Source organism: Streptomyces sp. V3I8, assembly GCF_030817535.1.
In the GTDB taxonomy this organism is placed as follows: Bacteria; Actinomycetota; Actinomycetes; order Streptomycetales; family Streptomycetaceae; genus Streptomyces.
The window spans coordinates 2639832-2656766 of record NZ_JAUSZL010000002.1 but is presented as its reverse complement, the minus strand read 5'-3'; the positions used below and the strand labels follow the sequence as shown (position 1 = coordinate 2656766).

At 71.3% G+C, this 16935-nt stretch carries 18 protein-coding genes and 1 riboswitch; of the genes, 15 read left to right on the top strand and 3 right to left on the bottom strand.

Features of this window, described 5'->3' with window-relative positions; all coding sequences use genetic code 11:
* Window positions 1-18: 18 nt before the first annotated feature.
* From QFZ75_RS11535 to QFZ75_RS11505, 7 genes are all read left to right on the top strand, one after another.
* Complete coding sequence (locus QFZ75_RS11535) at window positions 19-591, top strand: NUDIX hydrolase (RefSeq protein WP_373466039.1); 573 nt, start codon at window positions 19-21, stop codon at window positions 589-591.
* Window positions 592-646: 55 nt separating this feature from the next.
* Window positions 647-955: a DUF2469 domain-containing protein gene (locus QFZ75_RS11530; RefSeq protein WP_055510545.1), complete on the top strand. Its 309-nt coding sequence runs from the start codon at window positions 647-649 to the stop codon at window positions 953-955.
* A gap of 129 nt (window positions 956-1084) precedes the next feature.
* Window positions 1085-1513: a YraN family protein gene (locus QFZ75_RS11525; RefSeq protein ID WP_373465845.1), complete on the top strand. Its 429-nt coding sequence runs from the start codon at window positions 1085-1087 to the stop codon at window positions 1511-1513.
* The gene (locus QFZ75_RS11520) at window positions 1513-3135 is read left to right on the top strand and encodes a YifB family Mg chelatase-like AAA ATPase (protein ID WP_307536198.1); all 1623 of its coding nucleotides are present in this window, start codon (window positions 1513-1515) and stop codon (window positions 3133-3135) included. The genes QFZ75_RS11525 and QFZ75_RS11520 overlap by 1 nt, the downstream gene beginning before the upstream one ends.
* Window positions 3132-4289, top strand: a complete 1158-nt coding sequence (gene dprA / locus QFZ75_RS11515) for a DNA-processing protein DprA (protein ID WP_307536197.1) — start codon at window positions 3132-3134, stop codon at window positions 4287-4289. Before QFZ75_RS11520 ends, dprA begins: the two co-directional genes overlap by 4 nt.
* Before the next feature lie 272 nt (window positions 4290-4561).
* Window positions 4562-5398, top strand: coding sequence for an RNA polymerase sigma factor WhiG (gene whiG, locus QFZ75_RS11510; protein WP_307536194.1), 837 nt, complete (start codon window positions 4562-4564; stop codon window positions 5396-5398).
* Window positions 5399-5600: 202 nt separating this feature from the next.
* Window positions 5601-6158, top strand: coding sequence for a TetR/AcrR family transcriptional regulator (locus QFZ75_RS11505; protein ID WP_307544381.1), 558 nt, complete (start codon window positions 5601-5603; stop codon window positions 6156-6158).
* A 160-nt stretch (window positions 6159-6318) separates the two neighbouring features.
* Here the strand turns inward: QFZ75_RS11505 and QFZ75_RS11500 are convergent, their stop codons facing one another.
* On the bottom strand, window positions 6319-6999 hold the full coding sequence (locus QFZ75_RS11500) for a peptidoglycan DD-metalloendopeptidase family protein (protein ID WP_373466038.1): 681 nt from the start codon (window positions 6997-6999) through the stop codon (window positions 6319-6321).
* A gap of 368 nt (window positions 7000-7367) precedes the next feature.
* Between QFZ75_RS11500 and rpsB the strand changes: the two genes are divergently transcribed.
* From rpsB to QFZ75_RS11475, 5 genes are all read left to right on the top strand, one after another.
* Window positions 7368-8336 carry a 30S ribosomal protein S2 gene (rpsB, locus tag QFZ75_RS11495; protein WP_307536192.1) on the top strand — a complete coding sequence of 323 codons (969 nt, stop codon included), beginning with the start codon at window positions 7368-7370 and terminating at the stop codon, window positions 8334-8336.
* Window positions 8337-8488: 152 nt separating this feature from the next.
* On the top strand, window positions 8489-9325 hold the full coding sequence (tsf, locus tag QFZ75_RS11490) for a translation elongation factor Ts (protein ID WP_307536190.1): 837 nt from the start codon (window positions 8489-8491) through the stop codon (window positions 9323-9325).
* 210 nt (window positions 9326-9535) lie between these two features.
* Window positions 9536-10306: a UMP kinase gene (pyrH, locus tag QFZ75_RS11485; RefSeq protein ID WP_307536187.1), complete on the top strand. Its 771-nt coding sequence runs from the start codon at window positions 9536-9538 to the stop codon at window positions 10304-10306.
* Window positions 10307-10426: 120 nt separating this feature from the next.
* The gene (gene frr / locus QFZ75_RS11480) at window positions 10427-10984 is read left to right on the top strand and encodes a ribosome recycling factor (RefSeq protein ID WP_307536186.1); all 558 of its coding nucleotides are present in this window, start codon (window positions 10427-10429) and stop codon (window positions 10982-10984) included.
* The gene (locus QFZ75_RS11475; protein ID WP_307536184.1) at window positions 10984-12111 is read left to right on the top strand and encodes a phosphatidate cytidylyltransferase; all 1128 of its coding nucleotides are present in this window, start codon (window positions 10984-10986) and stop codon (window positions 12109-12111) included. Before frr ends, QFZ75_RS11475 begins: the two co-directional genes overlap by 1 nt.
* A 114-nt stretch (window positions 12112-12225) precedes the next feature.
* On the opposite strand, the gene QFZ75_RS11470 is transcribed toward QFZ75_RS11475, so the two are convergent.
* Entirely contained in the window at window positions 12226-12471 is a 246-nt protein-coding gene (locus QFZ75_RS11470) for a hypothetical protein (RefSeq protein WP_307536183.1), read from the bottom strand.
* The gene (locus QFZ75_RS11465) at window positions 12468-12677 is read right to left on the bottom strand and encodes a hypothetical protein (protein WP_307536181.1); all 210 of its coding nucleotides are present in this window, start codon (window positions 12675-12677) and stop codon (window positions 12468-12470) included. Before QFZ75_RS11465 ends, QFZ75_RS11470 begins: the two co-directional genes overlap by 4 nt.
* 151 nt (window positions 12678-12828) lie before the next feature.
* Between QFZ75_RS11465 and rlmN the strand changes: the two genes are divergently transcribed.
* From rlmN to QFZ75_RS11450, 3 genes are all read left to right on the top strand, one after another.
* Window positions 12829-13935: a 23S rRNA (adenine(2503)-C(2))-methyltransferase RlmN gene (gene rlmN, locus QFZ75_RS11460; protein WP_307536179.1), complete on the top strand. Its 1107-nt coding sequence runs from the start codon at window positions 12829-12831 to the stop codon at window positions 13933-13935.
* Window positions 13936-13962: 27 nt separating this feature from the next.
* Window positions 13963-14068, top strand: a riboswitch (TPP riboswitch).
* A 101-nt stretch (window positions 14069-14169) separates the two neighbouring features.
* Window positions 14170-15255 carry a thiamine ABC transporter substrate binding subunit gene (locus QFZ75_RS11455; RefSeq protein WP_373466037.1) on the top strand — a complete coding sequence of 362 codons (1086 nt, stop codon included), beginning with the start codon at window positions 14170-14172 and terminating at the stop codon, window positions 15253-15255.
* A complete protein-coding gene (locus QFZ75_RS11450) occupies window positions 15231-16934 on the top strand; it encodes an iron ABC transporter permease (RefSeq protein ID WP_307536177.1) in 1704 nt (567 codons plus the stop codon). Before QFZ75_RS11455 ends, QFZ75_RS11450 begins: the two co-directional genes overlap by 25 nt.
* The last annotated feature ends 1 nt before the right edge of the window (window position 16935 follow it).

The window sequence follows — 16935 nt, the reverse complement described above, 5'->3', positions numbered from 1 at the left end:
GGCACGGCGTCCGAGGTCATGGGCAGGCGTCCGGCGCCGACCCCCGACGGGCCGGGCGCGCTTGCGCTGTCCGAGGGGTCGAGCGCGCTTGCGCCGCCCGGCGGCCTCGGTGAGCTGCGCAGGGTCGCCCGAGTGGTGCTGCTGGATCCGCGGGACCGCATCCTGCTGCTGCACGGGCATGAGCCCGACGACCCCTCGGACGACTGGTGGTTCACGCCGGGCGGCGGGGTGGAGGGCGACGAGACGCGTGAGGAGGCCGCGCTGCGGGAGCTGGAGGAGGAGACCGGCATCACCGAGGTGGAGCTGGGCCCGGTGCTGTGGCGGCGCACCTGTTCGTTCCCTTTCGCGGGACGCCGCTGGGACCAGGACGAGTGGTACTACCTGGGGCGTACGACCCGGACGGCGACCGAGCCCAGGGGGCTGACCGAGCTGGAACGGCGCAGTGTCGCCGGAGCGCGCTGGTGGACGTGCCGGGAACTTCACCGGGCACATGAGACGGTGTATCCGACCAGACTCGCCGAGCTGCTGCGCAGGCTGCTCGACGAAGGGCCCCCGGTCAGGCCCGAGACCCTCGACACGGAAATCGTCTAGGGGCTCGCGGGGCTGGCGCACAATAGGGGGACGCACGGCTGAAGGGGAACATGCCATGAGCGCCGAGGACCTCGAGAAGTACGAGACCGAGATGGAGCTGAAGCTCTACCGGGAGTACCGCGATGTCGTCGGTCTGTTCAAATACGTGATCGAGACCGAACGGCGCTTCTACCTCACCAATGACTACGAGATGCAGGTGCACTCGGTCCAGGGCGAGGTGTTTTTCGAGGTGTCCATGGCGGACGCCTGGGTGTGGGACATGTACCGGCCTGCTCGGTTCGTGAAGCAGGTGCGTGTTCTCACGTTCAAGGACGTGAACATCGAGGAGCTGAACAAGAGCGATCTCGAACTGCCGAGCAGCTAGCGGTACGGCAGAGGTGTGACGGCGGCCGCTCGTGCGGGTGACTGAGTTGTCCACAAACGGGTGGCCGTCCACCAAGATCCAATAGCTGGTCGGAACGGGCTCACTGTTGGCGCCGGAGGTGGTGCCGACATGAACACACCCGACAAGGCAGCCACGGCGTCCAAGGCGTCCAGGACATCTACCGCGACCAGGGTGTCCAAGGCCCGCAGCGCACTCGGCAGGTACGGCGAGGACCTGGCCGCACGGCGGCTGACCGACGCCGGCATGAGGATCCTGCAGCGGAACTGGCGCGCGGGCAGGACCGGCGAGATCGACATCGTGGCCCAGGACGGCGACGCCCTGGTCGTCTGCGAGGTCAAGACCCGTCGCGCGGGGTCCTTCGAGCATCCGATGTCCGCCGTGACCCCCGTCAAGGCCCGGCGGCTGCGCGGCCTCGCGGAGCGCTGGCTGCAGGAACACGGAGGGGCTCCACCCGGCGGCGTGCGCATCGACGTCGTGGGGGTGGTGCTGCCCGACCGCGGCGCCCCCGTCGTGGAGCACGTGCGAGGGGCGGCCTGATGGGCTTCGCGCGTACGTGCTCGGTGGCCCTCGTGGGAGTGGACGGCGTCGTCGTCGAGGTCCAGGCGGACCTCGAGCCCGGGGTCGCGGCCTTCACCCTGGTGGGGCTGCCCGACAAGAGCCTGACGGAGAGCAAGGACCGGGTCAGGGCGGCCGTCGTCAACTCGGGCGCCGAGTGGCCGCAGAAAAAGCTCACGGTGGGCCTCAGCCCGGCCTCGGTACCGAAGGGCGGCAGCGGCTTCGACCTGGCCATCGCCTGCGCCGCGCTGGGCGCCTCCGAGCGCATCGACCCGCGCGTGCTCTGCGACATCGTGATGATCGGTGAACTGGGCCTGGACGGACGGGTCCGGCCCGTCCGGGGCGTGCTGCCGGCCGTGCTGGCCGCGGCCGACGCCGGGTACGAGCAGGTGGTGGTGCCCGAGTGCGCCGCCGCCGAGGCGTCACTGGTGCCAGGCGTGTCCGTGCTCGGCGTCCGCAGCCTGCGGCAGCTCATCGCCGTCCTCACGGACGAACCCGTGCCCGATGAGGACCCGGACGAGCAGGGCCGGACCGATCCGCTGGCCGGCCTGCGCCTGCCGGGCACCGGCGCGGCCACCGGTATGCACGGCACGGGAGCCGCGCAGTACGACCACGGACACGACCTCTCCGACGTCGTCGGCCAGCTCTCGGCACGGACCGCGGTCGAGGTCGCCGCGGCCGGCGGACACCACCTGTTCCTGGAGGGCCCGCCGGGCGCAGGCAAGACGATGCTCGCCGAGCGGCTGCCCGCCGTCCTGCCACCGCTCGCCCGCCAGGAGTCCCTGGAGGTCACGGCCGTGCACTCGGTCGCCGGTCTTCTCCCGCCCGGCAAACCCCTGGTCGACGTCGCCCCCTACTGCGCCCCGCACCACTCGGCGACCATGCAGTCCCTGGTCGGGGGCGGCCAGGGAGTGGCACGCCCGGGCGCGGTGTCGCTCGCCCACCGGGGCGTGCTGTTCCTCGACGAGACCCCCGAGTTCAGCAGCCACGCCCTCGACGCGCTGCGCCAGCCCCTGGAGTCGGGACACGTGGTGATCGCGCGCAGCGCCGGGGTCGTGCGCTTCCCGGCACGGTTCCTGATGGTGCTCGCGGCCAACCCCTGCCCCTGCGGCCGCTTCTCGCAGCGGGACACGCTGTGCGAGTGCTCGCCCTCCGCGATCCGCCGCTATCAGGCCCGGCTCTCCGGGCCCCTGCTCGACCGCGTCGACCTGCGGGTCGAGGTGGACCGCGTCACCCGTTCCCAGCTGACGGAGCGGGGTGCGCGGGGCGAGTCCACCGAGACGGTCGCCGACCGGGTCCGGGCGGCCAGGGAACGGGCCGCCGCCCGCCTGGCGGACACTCCCTGGCGCACGAACAGCGAGGTGCCCGGCCGCGAGCTGCGCAGCCGGTGGTACGCGTCCCCGGGCGCCATGGACGACGCGGAGCGCAGCCTGGAGCGCGGTGTGCTCACCGCCCGGGGGCTCGACCGCGTCCTGCGGGTCGCCTGGACCGTCGCGGACCTCGCCGGCCGGGACCGCCCCGGGGCGGCGGACGTGACCCTCGCGCTGCAGTTGCGCACCGGGGTCCCGCGGGGAGTGCCGATGGCGATCGGGGCGTCCTCGTGAGCGGCGTGAGCGGGGACGAGGAGCGGCTCCACCGGGCTTTTCTGGCCCGCGTCGTCGAACCGGGGGACGAGATCTGCGGGCGATGGCTCCGCGAGAGCGGCGCGGCGGAGGTGGTCCGGCGCCTCGCCGGGGACGGAGAGCGGCTGCCCGGCGTGACGGACACCCGATGGGCGGGTCTGCGGGCCCGGGCCGACCGGGCCGACCCACGGCGGGACCTGGCGGTGGCGCGGGACTCCGGCACGCGGTTCGTGTGCCCCGGCGACACCGAGTGGCCCGCGCAACTGGACGACCTGGAGGACGCCAGGCCCGTCGGGTTGTGGGTGCGCGGGCTGCCCAGCCTGCGGATGTGGGCCCTGCGCTCCGTCGCGGTCGTGGGCGCCCGGGCCTGCACCGAGTACGGCGCCCACATGGCCTCCACGCTGGGCGCCGGGCTCGCGGAGCGGGGCTGGGTCGTGGTCTCGGGAGGTGCCTACGGAGTGGACGGGGCCACGCACCGCGGCGCGCTCGCAGCGGGCGGCGCCACCGTCGCCGTGCTCGCCTGCGGCGTCGACCGGCCCTATCCGCCGGGTCATACCCGGTTGATCGACAGGATCGCCGAACAGGGACTGGTGGTCGGTGAGTTGCCACCGGGCGACCATCCGACACCGAGCAGGTTCATCCTGCGCAACCGGGTCATCGCGGCGCTGACGCGCGGCACGGTGGTCGTGGAGGCGGCCCACCGCAGTGGCGCGTTGGTGACCGCCCGGGCCGCGCAGCGGTTGGGCAGATTCACGATGGGGGTACCGGGCCCGGCCACCAGCGGCCTCTCGGCGGGCGTGCACGAACTGCTGCGCGGGGACGCGGTACTGGTCACCGACGCCGCGGAAGTGGCCGAGCTGGTCGGCGACATGGGCGAGCTGGCGCCGGCCAGGCGCGGGCCGGTCCTGCCCCGCGACCTGCTGGACCCGGCGGCCGCGCGGGTGCTGGCCGCGCTGCCGGCCCAGGAGGCGGCGGCGCCGCGGGAGATCGCCAGGGACGCCGGGACGGGCGAGGACGACACGGTCGCGAGACTGTACGAACTCCGCTCACTTGGCTTCGTGGAACGACACGGCGACGGATGGAAGTTGACACGCCAGGCCGTGATGTCCGTCGACACGAAAGGAGGGCACCGCTGACCGAGAGTGTTCGGCCGTCCGGGGGACTCCCCGAAGCCCTTGGAGTTTCCCGTAGTTGACGCTCGGCGGCGGTCACGCACGGCGACGGCCACGACCCCGCGGAACGCCGAGCGGAACGTATCTGCGCACGGTGAGTCCGCCCCTGTTCGCACACTGCGACTCTCCAGTCACGCTACGCTCGCATGGATTCCGACTCAGACAGGCAACTCGACATCAGACCGACAGCTCACGCAGTTACCACCAGTTCACTGCAGAACGGCACAAGGCGACGCATGCCCCAGCACACCTCCGGGTCTGACCGGGCGGCAGTTCCCCCCGCTGCCCGAGGCGGCGGGCGGCCGCCCGCTCCCTCGACGCTCGACGAGCTGTGGAGGTCGTACAAGACCACGGGTGACGGCCGGCTGCGCGAGCAGCTGATCCTGCACTACTCGCCGTTGGTGAAGTACGTGGCGGGCCGGGTGAGTGTGGGGCTGCCGCCCAACGTGGAGCAGGCCGACTTCGTGTCGTCGGGTGTGTTCGGGCTGATCGACGCCATCGAGAAGTTCGACATCGGGCGGGAGATCAAGTTCGAGACGTACGCGATCACCCGGATCCGGGGCGCGATGATCGACGAGCTGCGCGCGCTGGACTGGATCCCCCGGTCCGTGCGGCAGAAGGCCCGTAACGTCGAGCGGGCCTACGCGACACTGGAGGCGCGGCTTCGGCGTACGCCGTCCGAGATCGAGGTGGCCGACGAGATGGGGATCGCGGTCGAGGAGCTGCACGCGGTGTTCGGCCAGTTGTCGCTGGCCAACGTCGTGGCCCTGGAGGAACTGCTGCACGTCGGCGGTGAGGGCGGCAACCGGCTGAGCCTGATGGACACCCTCGAGGACACCGCGGCCGACAACCCCGTGGAGGTCGCCGAGGACCGTGAGCTGCGGCGTTTCCTGGCCCGGGCCATCAACACACTGCCCGAGCGGGAGAAGACGGTGGTCACCCTCTACTACTACGAGGGGCTCACGCTCGCCGAGATCGGCAATGTGCTCGGGGTGACGGAGAGCCGCGTCAGCCAGATCCACACCAAGTCGGTCCTCCAGCTCCGGGCGAAGCTGGCGAGTTTCGGGCGCTGACCCGGCGGGACCGCCGCACCGGGTCGGCGCAGTCGCTCCTCCGGCCCGGCGCAGTCACTCCTTCGGCCTGGTGGAAGCGCTTCTCCGCCGGCGCGGGATCGTTGTGCTCCGGGGCGGCGGACAGGTCCTTCCGGGCCAGAGACTCCCGTCCTGGGCGAGGCGTCCGTAAAGTGGGAGCGTGCCAAGGATTCGAGCGGCCTCCGTGGCCGAGCACCGGTCGATGCAGCGAGCCGCCCTGCTGGACGCGGCACGGTCACTGCTGTCCGAGGGCGGGACGGACGCGCTGACGTTCCCGGCGCTCGCCGAGCGGACCGGCCTCGCGCGGTCCTCCGTGTACGAGTACTTCCGCTCCAGGGCGGCTGTCGTCGAAGAGCTCTGCGAGGTCGACTTCCCGCTCTGGGCCGCCGAGGTCGAGACGGCGATGTCGCTGGCCGGGACGCCCGAGGGGAAGGTCGAGGCGTACGTCCGCAGTCAGCTCACCCTCGTCGGGGACCGGAGGCACCGGGCCGTGGTGGCGATCTCCGCGAGCGAGCTCGACGCGGGCGCGCGCGAGAAGATCCGCGCCGCGCACGGGGGACTCGTCGCGATGATCGTGGAGGCGTTGCGGGACATGGGGCACGAGCAGCCGCGGATGGCCGCGATGCTCCTCCAGGGGATGGCGGACGCGGCGGTCCGCAGGATCGAACTGGGCGCGGCCGAGGAACCCGAGGTCATCACCGAGGCCGCGGTCGCGATGGCTCTGCGCGGCGTACGGGGCTGAGCCGCCGAGGCGGTTGGCTTGTCCGGGTCCGGGTCCGGGTCCGGGTCCGGGGCGCCGGATCGCCGGTGCTTCGGGGCCTGTCCCCGTTCGTAGACGCGCGGGCCGTCTCCTCCGGGGTTCCTCTGATGCTCCTCCGGGGACCGCCTCCCGGACCCGTCCGTCAGAACCATGCGAAGAGTCCGGGTGTCCCGTGGGCGGGACGGGCGGGACGGGCAGTCGCCGGTTCCGATTCGGATTCGGGTGCCGGTGCCGGGTCGAGTTCCTGTTCCGGTACTCCCGTGACCGGCAGCAGGCGTGAGGGGCCCCTGGTCAGCAGCCACGGGGGCAGCAGGGCGAGCGGGTCCAGGTAGGTGTCGCCGCGGCGCAGGCCCCAGTGCAGGCATGACGCCGGGCAGTGGGGGTCCGACGGTTCCAGGATGCCCACCACCTCGCCCGCGGCCACCTCGGCGCCCTTTCTCAGGGTCGCCCGCACCGGTACGTACGTGGTGCGCAGGGGTGGTGTTCCCGTGCCGGTCAGCTCGACCGAGACGGCCCCGCGGCCCGCGACCCGGCCCGCGAAGGAGACGCGGCCGGGGGCGACGGCCCGGACCGGCGTGCCGGGAGCCGCGGTGAGGTCGAGTCCCCGGTGGCCCCGCCCGTAGGCGGTCGCCGGCGGCTCCCAGCCACGTGCCACCGGCGGGCGCGACCTCACCGGCCAGGCGCGGCCGACCGCCGGAACGGGCGGGCCCACGCCGCCACCGGACGCACGGCCGCCACCGGACGCACGGCCGCCACCGGACGCACCGCCGGGACCGCCGTCCCGGGCGGTGGCCGCGGGCCCGCCGAGGACCGGGCCCAGCATCAGCAGGAGGCCGAGTACCGGCACGGCGGCCGCCGTCAGGGCACGCGGCGGCGCCGGCGGCGTACGAAGGAAATGGTCTGCTCGCATGCGAGAACGGTCCCCCGACCGCCCCGAAAAAGTGGATCATGGTCAGGATCTGTGGAGTACCCGTCGGTTGTGGACAACGGCGTCATCCGGCGCCTCGCGGGTCCCGTACACTTCTTGTGGCGATCCGGGTCACCGGGTCGACTTCGCACGCCCCGACATCAGGTCGTCAAACAGCCGGTGTCAGCGCCCCTCGGTCCCTTGTGGCAAGGCGCAACGCGGGCGTCAGGCGCGACCGCCGTCCGGCGGGCGCGGTACAACCGAGCACACCAAGGAGTACGGCCATGGCCGTCGTCACGATGCGGGAGCTGCTGGAAAGCGGCGTCCACTTCGGTCACCAGACCCGTCGTTGGAACCCGAAGATGAAGCGCTTCATCTTCACGGAGCGCAACGGCATCTACATCATCGACCTGCTCCAGTCGCTGTCGTACATCGACCGCGCCTACGAGTTCGTCAAGGAGACCGTCGCCCACGGCGGCACGGTCATGTTCGTCGGCACGAAGAAGCAGGCGCAGGAGGCCATCGCCGAGCAGGCGACCCGCGTCGGCATGCCCTACGTGAACCAGCGCTGGCTGGGCGGCATGCTCACCAACTTCTCGACCGTCTACAAGCGTCTGCAGCGCCTCAAGGAGCTCGAGCAGATCGACTTCGAGGATGTGGCCGCGTCCGGCCTCACCAAGAAGGAGCTGCTCGTCCTCTCCCGCGAGAAGGCCAAGCTGGAGAAGACCCTCGGCGGTATCCGCGAGATGTCCAAGGTGCCCAGCGCCGTCTGGATCGTGGACACCAAGAAGGAGCACATCGCGGTCGGTGAGGCCCGGAAGCTCAACATCCCGGTCGTCGCCATCCTGGACACCAACTGCGACCCCGACGAGGTCGACTACAAGATCCCGGGCAACGACGACGCGATCCGCTCCGTCACCCTGCTCACCCGCGTGATCGCCGACGCCGTCGCCGAGGGCCTCATCTCCCGTTCCGGTGCCGGCAAGGCCGCCGAGGGTGACAAGGCCGCGGGCGAGCCGCTCGCCGCGTGGGAGCGCGACCTGCTCGAGGGCGGCGAGAAGAAGGCCGACGAGACCGCTGCCGAGGCGCCCGCCGCCGACGCTCCGGCCGCCGACGCAGACGCCGAGGCCCCCGCGACCGAGGCTCCGGCCGCCGAGACCGAGGCGCCCGCCGCCGAGGCCGAGGCTCCGGCTGCCGCCGAGGCGCCCGCCGAGGCCGAGGCCGAGAAGCCGGCCGACGCCGAGCAGGCCTGACGACCCAGCGTCACGGTTGAGTGAGGGCGGGCGGCGCCGAGTGCGCCGCCCGCCGTTCACCCCCAGCCCGTAGATCTTCGGTGGACGCCCGCCCGATCAGCGGCGGACGCCGACTGCAGAGACTTCGAACTCCGAGAAGAGATTCACAGATCATGGCGAACTACACCGCCGCCGACGTCAAGAAGCTCCGTGAGCTCACGGGCGCCGGCATGATGGACTGCAAGAAGGCGCTGGACGAGGCCGACGGCAACGTCGACAAGGCCGTCGAGGCGCTGCGCATCAAGGGCCAGAAGGGCGTCGCCAAGCGCGAGGGCCGCTCCGCCGAGAACGGCGCCGTGGTCTCCATCATCGCCGACGACAACACCTCCGGTGTCCTGGTCGAGCTGAAGTGCGAGACGGACTTCGTCGCCAAGGGCGAGAAGTTCCAGGCCGTCGCCAACCAGATCGCCCAGCACGCCGCCGCGACCTCCCCGGCCGACATCCAGGCGCTCCTCGCCTCGGAGATCGAGTCCGGCAAGACGGTCCAGGCGTTCGTCGACGAGGCCAACGCGACGCTGGGCGAGAAGATCGTCCTCGACCGCTTCGCCCAGTTCTCCGGCACCTACGTGACCGCGTACATGCACCGCACCATGCCCGACCTGCCCCCGCAGATCGGTGTCCTGGTCGAGCTGGACAAGGCCGACGCCGGTCTCGCCAAGGGCATCGCGCAGCACATCGCCGCCTTCGCGCCGAAGTACCTCTCCCGTGAGGACGTTCCGGCCGAGGTCGTCGAGTCCGAGCGCCGCGTCGCCGAGGAGACCACCCGCGCCGAGGGCAAGCCCGAGGCCGCGCTCCCGAAGATCGTCGAGGGTCGCGTCAACGGCTTCTTCAAGGAGGCCACCCTCCTCGGCCAGCCGTACGCGCTCGACAACAAGAAGTCCGTCCAGAAGGTCCTGGACGAGGCCGGTGTCACCCTGAAGCGCTTCTCGCGCATCAAGGTCGGCATCTGAGTCCGTACCGCGATCGACGTGCGATCCCGCTAGGGTCGACAGCAGTCGTCCGGGTGGGTCGCGTACCCCGCCGCCCGCGGACGCGCGGACGACAGCAGATCTGACGAGGAGGCCACCGCCGCGCATGGGATGCGAACAACACCCCACCGGCAGTGGCCTCCTTCGTATGTGCGACCCGTATGTGCGACACGTAGAAGAGGCGAGATTGCCATGACCACCACCCAGGCCGACAAGGACGAAAAGGGCGACACCGGCAAGGGCGCCGGCCGCTTCCTGCTGAAGCTCTCCGGTGAGGCCTTCGCCGGTGGCGGGGCACTCGGCGTCGACCCCGACGTGGTGCACAAGATGGCGCGGGAGATCGCCGCGGTGGTCCGCGGCGGCGCCCAGATCGCCGTCGTCATCGGCGGCGGCAACTTCTTCCGCGGCGCCGAACTCCAGCAGCGCGGCATGGACCGGGCCCGCTCGGACTACATGGGCATGCTCGGAACGGTCATGAACTGCCTCGCCCTCCAGGACTTCCTGGAGAAGGAGGGCATCGACTCGCGCGTGCAGACCGCCATCACCATGGGACAGGTCGCCGAGCCGTACATCCCGCTGCGGGCCGTGCGGCACCTGGAGAAGGGCCGTGTGGTCATCTTCGGCGCCGGGATGGGCATGCCGTACTTCTCCACGGACACCACCGCCGCCCAGCGCGCCCTGGAGATCGACGCCGAAGCGCTGCTGATGGGCAAGAACGGCGTGGACGGGGTCTACGACTCCGACCCGAAGACCAACCCCGGAGCGGTCAAGTTCGACGCGCTCAGCTACGGCGAGGTCATCACCCGCGACCTCAAGGTCGCGGACATGACCGCGATCACGCTGTGCCGCGACAACAAGCTCCCCATCCTCGTCTTCGAGCTTCTCGCCGAGGGCAATATCGCCCGGGCGGTCAAGGGTGAGAAGATCGGCACGCTCGTGGGCGACCAGGGCGGCCGGGCCTGACCGGGGGATGGACAATGTCCTGCCGGTCGGGAACCGTGCAGGAACAAGACGCGACGCAGCCGGCCGCCTACCCTCCGAGGAACCGCAGCCGGGCCTACTCAAGACACGCAGGAGCAAGTGGTGATCGAAGAGACCCTCCTCGAGGCCGAGGAGAAGATGGAGAAGGCCGTCGTGGTCGCCAAGGAGGACTTCGCCGCGATCCGCACCGGCCGTGCGCACCCGGCGATGTTCAACAAGATCGTGGCGGACTACTACGGCGCACTGACACCGATCAACCAGCTCGCCTCGTTCTCGGTGCCCGAGCCGCGCATGGCCGTGGTGACCCCGTTCGACAAGAGCGCGATGCGCAACATCGAGCAGGCGATCCGCGACTCCGATCTCGGCGTCAACCCGAGTAACGACGGCAACATCATCCGGGTGGTGTTCCCCGAGCTCACCGAGGAGCGCCGCAAGGACTACATCAAGGTCGCCCGGACCAAGGCCGAGGACTCCAAGATCTCGATCCGTTCCGTCCGCCGCAAGGCCAAGGACGGCATCGACAAGATGGTCAAGGACGGCGAGGTCGGCGAGGACGAGGGCCGCCGCGCGGAGAAGGAGCTCGACGACACCACCACGAAGTACGTCGCCCAGGTGGACGAGCTGCTCAAGCACAAGGAAGCGGAGCTGCTCGAGGTCTGATGAACGACTCTTCCTGGGGGGCGCCGCCACAAGCCGGGTACTGGGGGCCGTCCGACCAGGGGCCTGTCCAGGGGGCTGCCCCGGCGGGTCCCGCGTACGATGCGTACAACGCGCAGCAGACTCGCCCCATGCCCATCGTGCCCGACGTACCCGCGCATGGCGGCGGAGACCAGGATGACGACCGGGGGGCTGCCCGGACGGGCGGCCCCCTGTTCCGCGACGAGACGCCGTCGACGCCGCCCTTCCAGGCCCCGTCGCAGAATCCGGAGCCCATGACCAGCGCCGCACATTCCGCACCCGTGTCTCCGAAGAAGAGCGCGGGCCGCGATCTGGGTGCTGCCATAGGCGTCGGTGTCGGACTCGGCGTCGTGATCGTCGCGTCGTTGTTCGTCGTCAAGGCCGCCTTCGTCGGCGTCATAGCGGTCGCCGTCGTCGTCGGCCTCTGGGAGCTGACGTCGAGGCTCGCCGAACGCAAGAACATCAAGGCCCCGCTGGTGCCGCTGGCGCTCGGCGGTGCGGCGATGGTCGTCGCCGGTTACGTGCGGGGGCCCGAGGGCGCCTGGGTGGCGATGGCGCTCACCGCGCTCGCGGTCCTGGTCTGGCGGATGACGGAACCGCCCGAGGGCTATCTCAAGGACGTCACCGCGGGGGTCTTCGCGGCTTTCTACATCCCGTTCCTGGCCACGTTCGTGGCGATGATGCTCACCGCGGACGACGGCGCGTGGCGGGTCCTCACGTTCCTGCTGCTGGCCGTGGTCAGCGACACGGGGGCGTACGCCGTCGGGTGGCGCTTCGGCAAGCACAAGCTCGCCCCGCGCATCAGCCCCGGCAAGACCCGCGAGGGGCTGCTGGGCGCGGTCGGCTTCGCGATGGTGGCGGGCGCGCTGTGCATGGAGTTCCTGATCGACGACGGCACCTGGTGGCAGGGCCTGCTCCTCGGCCTCGCGGTCGCGGCCAGCGCCACGCTGGGCGACCTGGGCGAGTCGATGATCAAGCGTGACCTGGGCATCAAGGACATGGGCACCTTGCTCCCGGGCCACGGCGGCATCATGGACCGACTGGACTCCTTGCTGCCCACCGCCCCCGTCGTGTGGCTGCTGCTGGTGCTCTTCGTCGGCTCGGGCTGACCGGCGGGCGGACGCGTCGCGCGGACATGAGGACCCCCGGCCGACAGGGCCGGGGGTCCTCGGCGTACAGGACGTCCGAAGGACGCGGGCCGTGGGCCGTGAGCCGAGGGGCCGTCAGTCCGTGCCGTAGTCGTGCGGCCGGCCGCCCTGCCACCGCACCCACCGGGGGTCGTCCAGCAGTTCCTCCGCGTCCGGGAGCCCGGCGCGGCGCAGGAACTCGATCACGTCGGCGTCGCTGTGGGCGAGCCCCGCGGCCTGGGCGCGGATCGACACCCGGCGCCCGTGTCCGCCCGTCGGCCGGTGCACGACGACGGGCGCCGCCGCGCCCGCCCCCTCGTCCTCCGCCGCGCCGCCGTTCACAGCACACCGAGGCCGGGGCGGGGGACGGGCGGACGGCCCGCCCTGCGCATCGCGAGCCGGTGCCCGAAGGCGGGCGACGGCGGCGTGCGGGCCGCACGGGCGGCGGCGACCTCCTGTCTTTCCGGCCCGGCGATGGTGTCGTCGGTACGGCGCGGCTGCCGGCCCAGCCGTTCGCGGACGTGGTGCGGACGATCCAGGCGAGACACTTTTTCGTGCACAAGTTCGATTCTAGGTCCTGAAGTGCCTCCCATGACAGCGGACCACCCGACGGGAGCCAAGAAGCGACCACGGCGGCCGATCCGGCCCGACGGCCGACGGCCCGGGTCACATGATTCGATCTGCGACACTGGACGTGTTATGCCTGCACCCGGAGAACTCACATTCGTCGCCCCCCGCGGAGCCAAGAAGCCGCCGCGGCACCTTGCCGATCTCACGCCCGCCGAGCGTAAAGAGGCTGTCGCCGCGGTCGGTGAGAAGCCGTTCCGTGCCAAGCAGCTCTCTCAGCACTACTTCGGGCGGTTCGCGCACGACCCGGAGCAGTGGACCGACATCCCCGCCGGATCGCGCGCCAAGCTGCAGGAGGCGCTGCTGCCCGAGCTGATGACGGTCGTGCGGCACCTGTCCACCGACGCGGACACCACCCGCAAGACCCTCTGGCGGCTCTTCGACGGCACCCTCGTCGAGTCCGTGCTGATGCGCTACCCGGACCGGGTCACCATGTGCATCAGCTCACAGGCCGGCTGCGGGATGAACTGCCCGTTCTGCGCGACCGGGCAGGCCGGCCTCGACCGGAACCTGTCGACCGGCGAGATCGTGCACCAGATCGTCGACGGCATGCGCGCGCTGCGCGACGGGGAGATCCCCGGCGGCCCGGCGCGGCTGAGCAACATCGTCTTCATGGGCATGGGCGAGCCCCTCGCCAACTACAAGCGGGTCGTCCAGTCCATCCGCGCCCTCACCGACCCGGAGCCGGACGGGCTCGGGCTCTCGCAGCGCGGCATCACCGTGTCGACCGTCGGCCTCGTCCCCGCCATCAACCGGTTCGCCGACGAGGGCTTCAAGTGCCGTCTCGCCATCTCCCTGCACGCGCCGGACGACGAGCTGCGCGACACCCTCGTACCGGTCAACACGCGGTGGAAGGTACGGGAAGTGCTGGACGCCGGCTGGGAGTACGCGGCCAGGTCGGGGCGCCGGCTCTCCATCGAGTACGCGCTCATCCGGGACATCAACGACCAGGCGTGGCGCGGTGACCGGCTCGGGCGGATGCTCAAGGGCAAGCCGGTGCACGTGAACCTGATCCCGCTGAACCCGACACCCGGCTCCAAGTGGACCGCCTCGCGGCCCGAGGACGAGAAGGCGTTCGTCGAGGCGATCGCCGCCCACGGCGTGCCCGTCACCGTCCGGGACACCCGCGGTCAGGAGATCGACGGGGCGTGCGGGCAGCTCGCGGCCACCGAGCGGTAGTCTGGCAGCGTTCGTACAGACATCTTCATATTCCGACAGGGGAGCGCCACAGCGCTGAGAGTGCGGGAGAGCCCGCAGACCCTCTGAACCTCGCCCAGGTCATTCTGGGTAGGAAGTTCGGTCACTACTCAAGCTGTTGCGCCCTGCCCGGGATCCGACCGAGATCCCGGGCAGGGCCGCGTCTCTTCCTGGTCAACCCAGGAGGAATCAGAACCAGTGCGTACCGTGAGCACCATCCACCGGCTCACCGCCGTCGTCGCGACCACCGGGCTCGGCCTCGCCGCGCTCGGCGCGTGCGGGTCGTCCGACTCCGGGGACTCGGGCGACGGGGGATCCGGGTCCAGGACCGTCACCCTCGTCAGCCACGACTCCTTCGCCTACAGCAAGGACGTGCTCAAGGCGTTCGAGGAGGAGTCCGGCTACCAGGTCAGGGTCCTCAAGGACGGCGACGCCGGGCAGGCCGTCAACAAGGCGATCCTCACCAAGGACAACCCGCAGGGCGACGTCTTCTTCGGCGTCGACAACACCCTGCTGTCCCGCGCCCTCGACAACGGGCTGTTCCAGCCGTACGAGGCCAAGGGCTCGGACCTGATCCTGCCCGAGTACCGGGCCGACCAGGACAAGCACCGGGTCACGCCCGTCGACTCCGGTGACGTCTGCGTCAACTACGACAAGGCCTGGTTCAGCGAGCGCAAGCTGGCGCCGCCGGCGTCCTTCGCCGATCTGGCCGAGCCCGCGTACAAGAACCTCCTCGTCACCGAGAACGCCTCCACCTCCTCGCCCGGCCTCGGCTTCCTGCTCGGCACCGCCGCCGCGTACGGGGACACGGGCTGGCAGGACTACTGGAAGAAGCTCAAGGCCAACGGCGTCAAGGTCGTCGACGGCTGGGAGCAGGCCTACAACGAGGAGTTCTCCGGGTCCGCCGGCGGCAGGAAGGCCAAGGGCGACCGGCCGCTCGTCGTCTCGTACGCCTCGTCGCCGCCCGCCGAGGTCATCTACGCCGACCCGAAGCCGAAGACCGCGCCGACCGGTGTCGCGGACGGCACCTGCTTCCGCCAGGTCGAGTACGCGGGCCTGCTGGGCAACGCGAGGAACCCGAAGGGCGGCAAGGCGCTCGTCGACTTCCTGATCAGCAAGAAGTTCCAGGACGACATGCCGCTCAACATGTTCGTGTACCCGGTCCGGAAGGCCGCCCAGGTGCCGCAGGAGTTCGTGAAGTTCGGCCCCGCCGCCGAGGACCCCGAGACCCTGGACCCCGCGAAGATCGCCGACAACCGTGACGAGTGGGTCAAGGCATGGACCTCGCTCGTACTGAAGTAGAGCCGCGCGCCGGGGCGAAGCCGCGCACCCGCCGGCGTACGGGGAACGCGGCGCGCCTGGGCCTCATGGCCCTGCCCGTCGCGTTCTTCGGGGTCTTCTTCGCCTATCCGGTCGCGGCCATCACCGCCCGCGGGCTCAAGACCGACGGGACCTGGCGCTTCGGGCGCATCCTGGACGTCCTCGCGCAGCCCGACATCCGGCACGTCCTGTGGTTCACGACCTGGCAGGCGCTCGCCTCGACCGCGCTCACCCTGCTGATCGCGCTCCCCGGCGCGTACGTCTTCGCGCGCTTCGATTTCAGGGGCAAGCAGGTGCTGCGGGCCGTCGTCACCGTGCCGTTCGTGCTGCCGACGGTCGTCGTGGGCACCGCCTTCCTGGCGCTGCTCGGGCGCGGCGGGCTGCTCGACGAGCTGTGGGGCGTACGCCTGGACACCACCGTGTGGGCCATCCTGCTCGCCCACGTCTTCTTCAACTACGCGGTCGTCGTCCGCACGGTCGGCGGGCTCTGGTCGCAGCTCGACCCACGTCAGGAGGAGGCCGCGCGGATGCTCGGCGCCTCACGGTTCGCGGCCTGGCGCAGGGTGACGCTGCCGGCGCTCGGCCCCGCCGTGGCCGCCGCCGCGCTCATGGTCTTCCTGTTCACCTTCACCTCCTTCGGCGTCGTGCAGATCCTCGGCGGCCCCACCTTCTCGACCCTCGAGGTGGAGATCTACCGGCAGACCTCGGAGATCTTCGACCTCTCGACGGCCGCCGTACTGACGATCATCCAGTTCGTGGCCGTGGGCGCGATCCTCGCCGTCCACGCGTGGACCGTACGGCGCCGGGAGACCGCGCTGCGCCTGGTCGACGCCGCCACGACCGCACGGCGACCGCGCGGGGCGGGGCAGCGGGCGCTGCTCGCCGCCGTCCTCGCCACGATCGCCGTCCTGCTGGTCCTGCCGCTGGCCGTCCTGGTCGAACGCTCCCTCGACGCGCCCGGCTTCGGCTACTACAAGGCGCTGACCAGCGACGAGGGCGGCCTCTTCCTGGTGCCGCCGATCGACGCCGTCGGCAACTCGCTGCGGTACGCCCTCGCCGCCACCGCCGTCGCCCTGGTGATCGGCGGTCTCGCGGCCGCCGCCCTCACCCGCCGGGACGCCGGACGGCTCGTACGGGGCTTCGACGCGCTGCTCATGCTGCCGCTCGGCGTCTCCGCCGTGACCGTCGGCTTCGGCTTCCTCATCGCGCTCGACGAACCGCCGCTGGATCTGCGCAGCAGCTGGATCCTCGTGCCGCTCGCGCAGGCGCTGGTGGGCGTCCCCTTCGTCGTACGGACCATGCTGCCGGTGCTGCGGGCGGTGGACGGCCGCCTGCGCGAGGCGGCGGCGGTGCTCGGGGCCTCGCCCTGGCGGGTGTGGCGCGAGGTCGACCTGCCGATGGTGCGGCGGGCGCTGCTGATCGCCGCCGGGTTCGCCTTCGCCGTGTCGCTGGGCGAGTTCGGCGCGACGGTGTTCATCGCACGGCCCGACAACCCGACGCTGCCGGTCGCCGTGGCGCGACTGCTCGGGCGGGCCGGCGAGCTCAACTACGGCCAGGCCATGGCCCTTTCGACCATCCTGATGGCGGTGTGCGCGGTGGCGCTGCTGATCCTGGAGCGCCTTCGCACCGACCTTCGTTCCGACCGGGCGGGAGAGTTCTGAC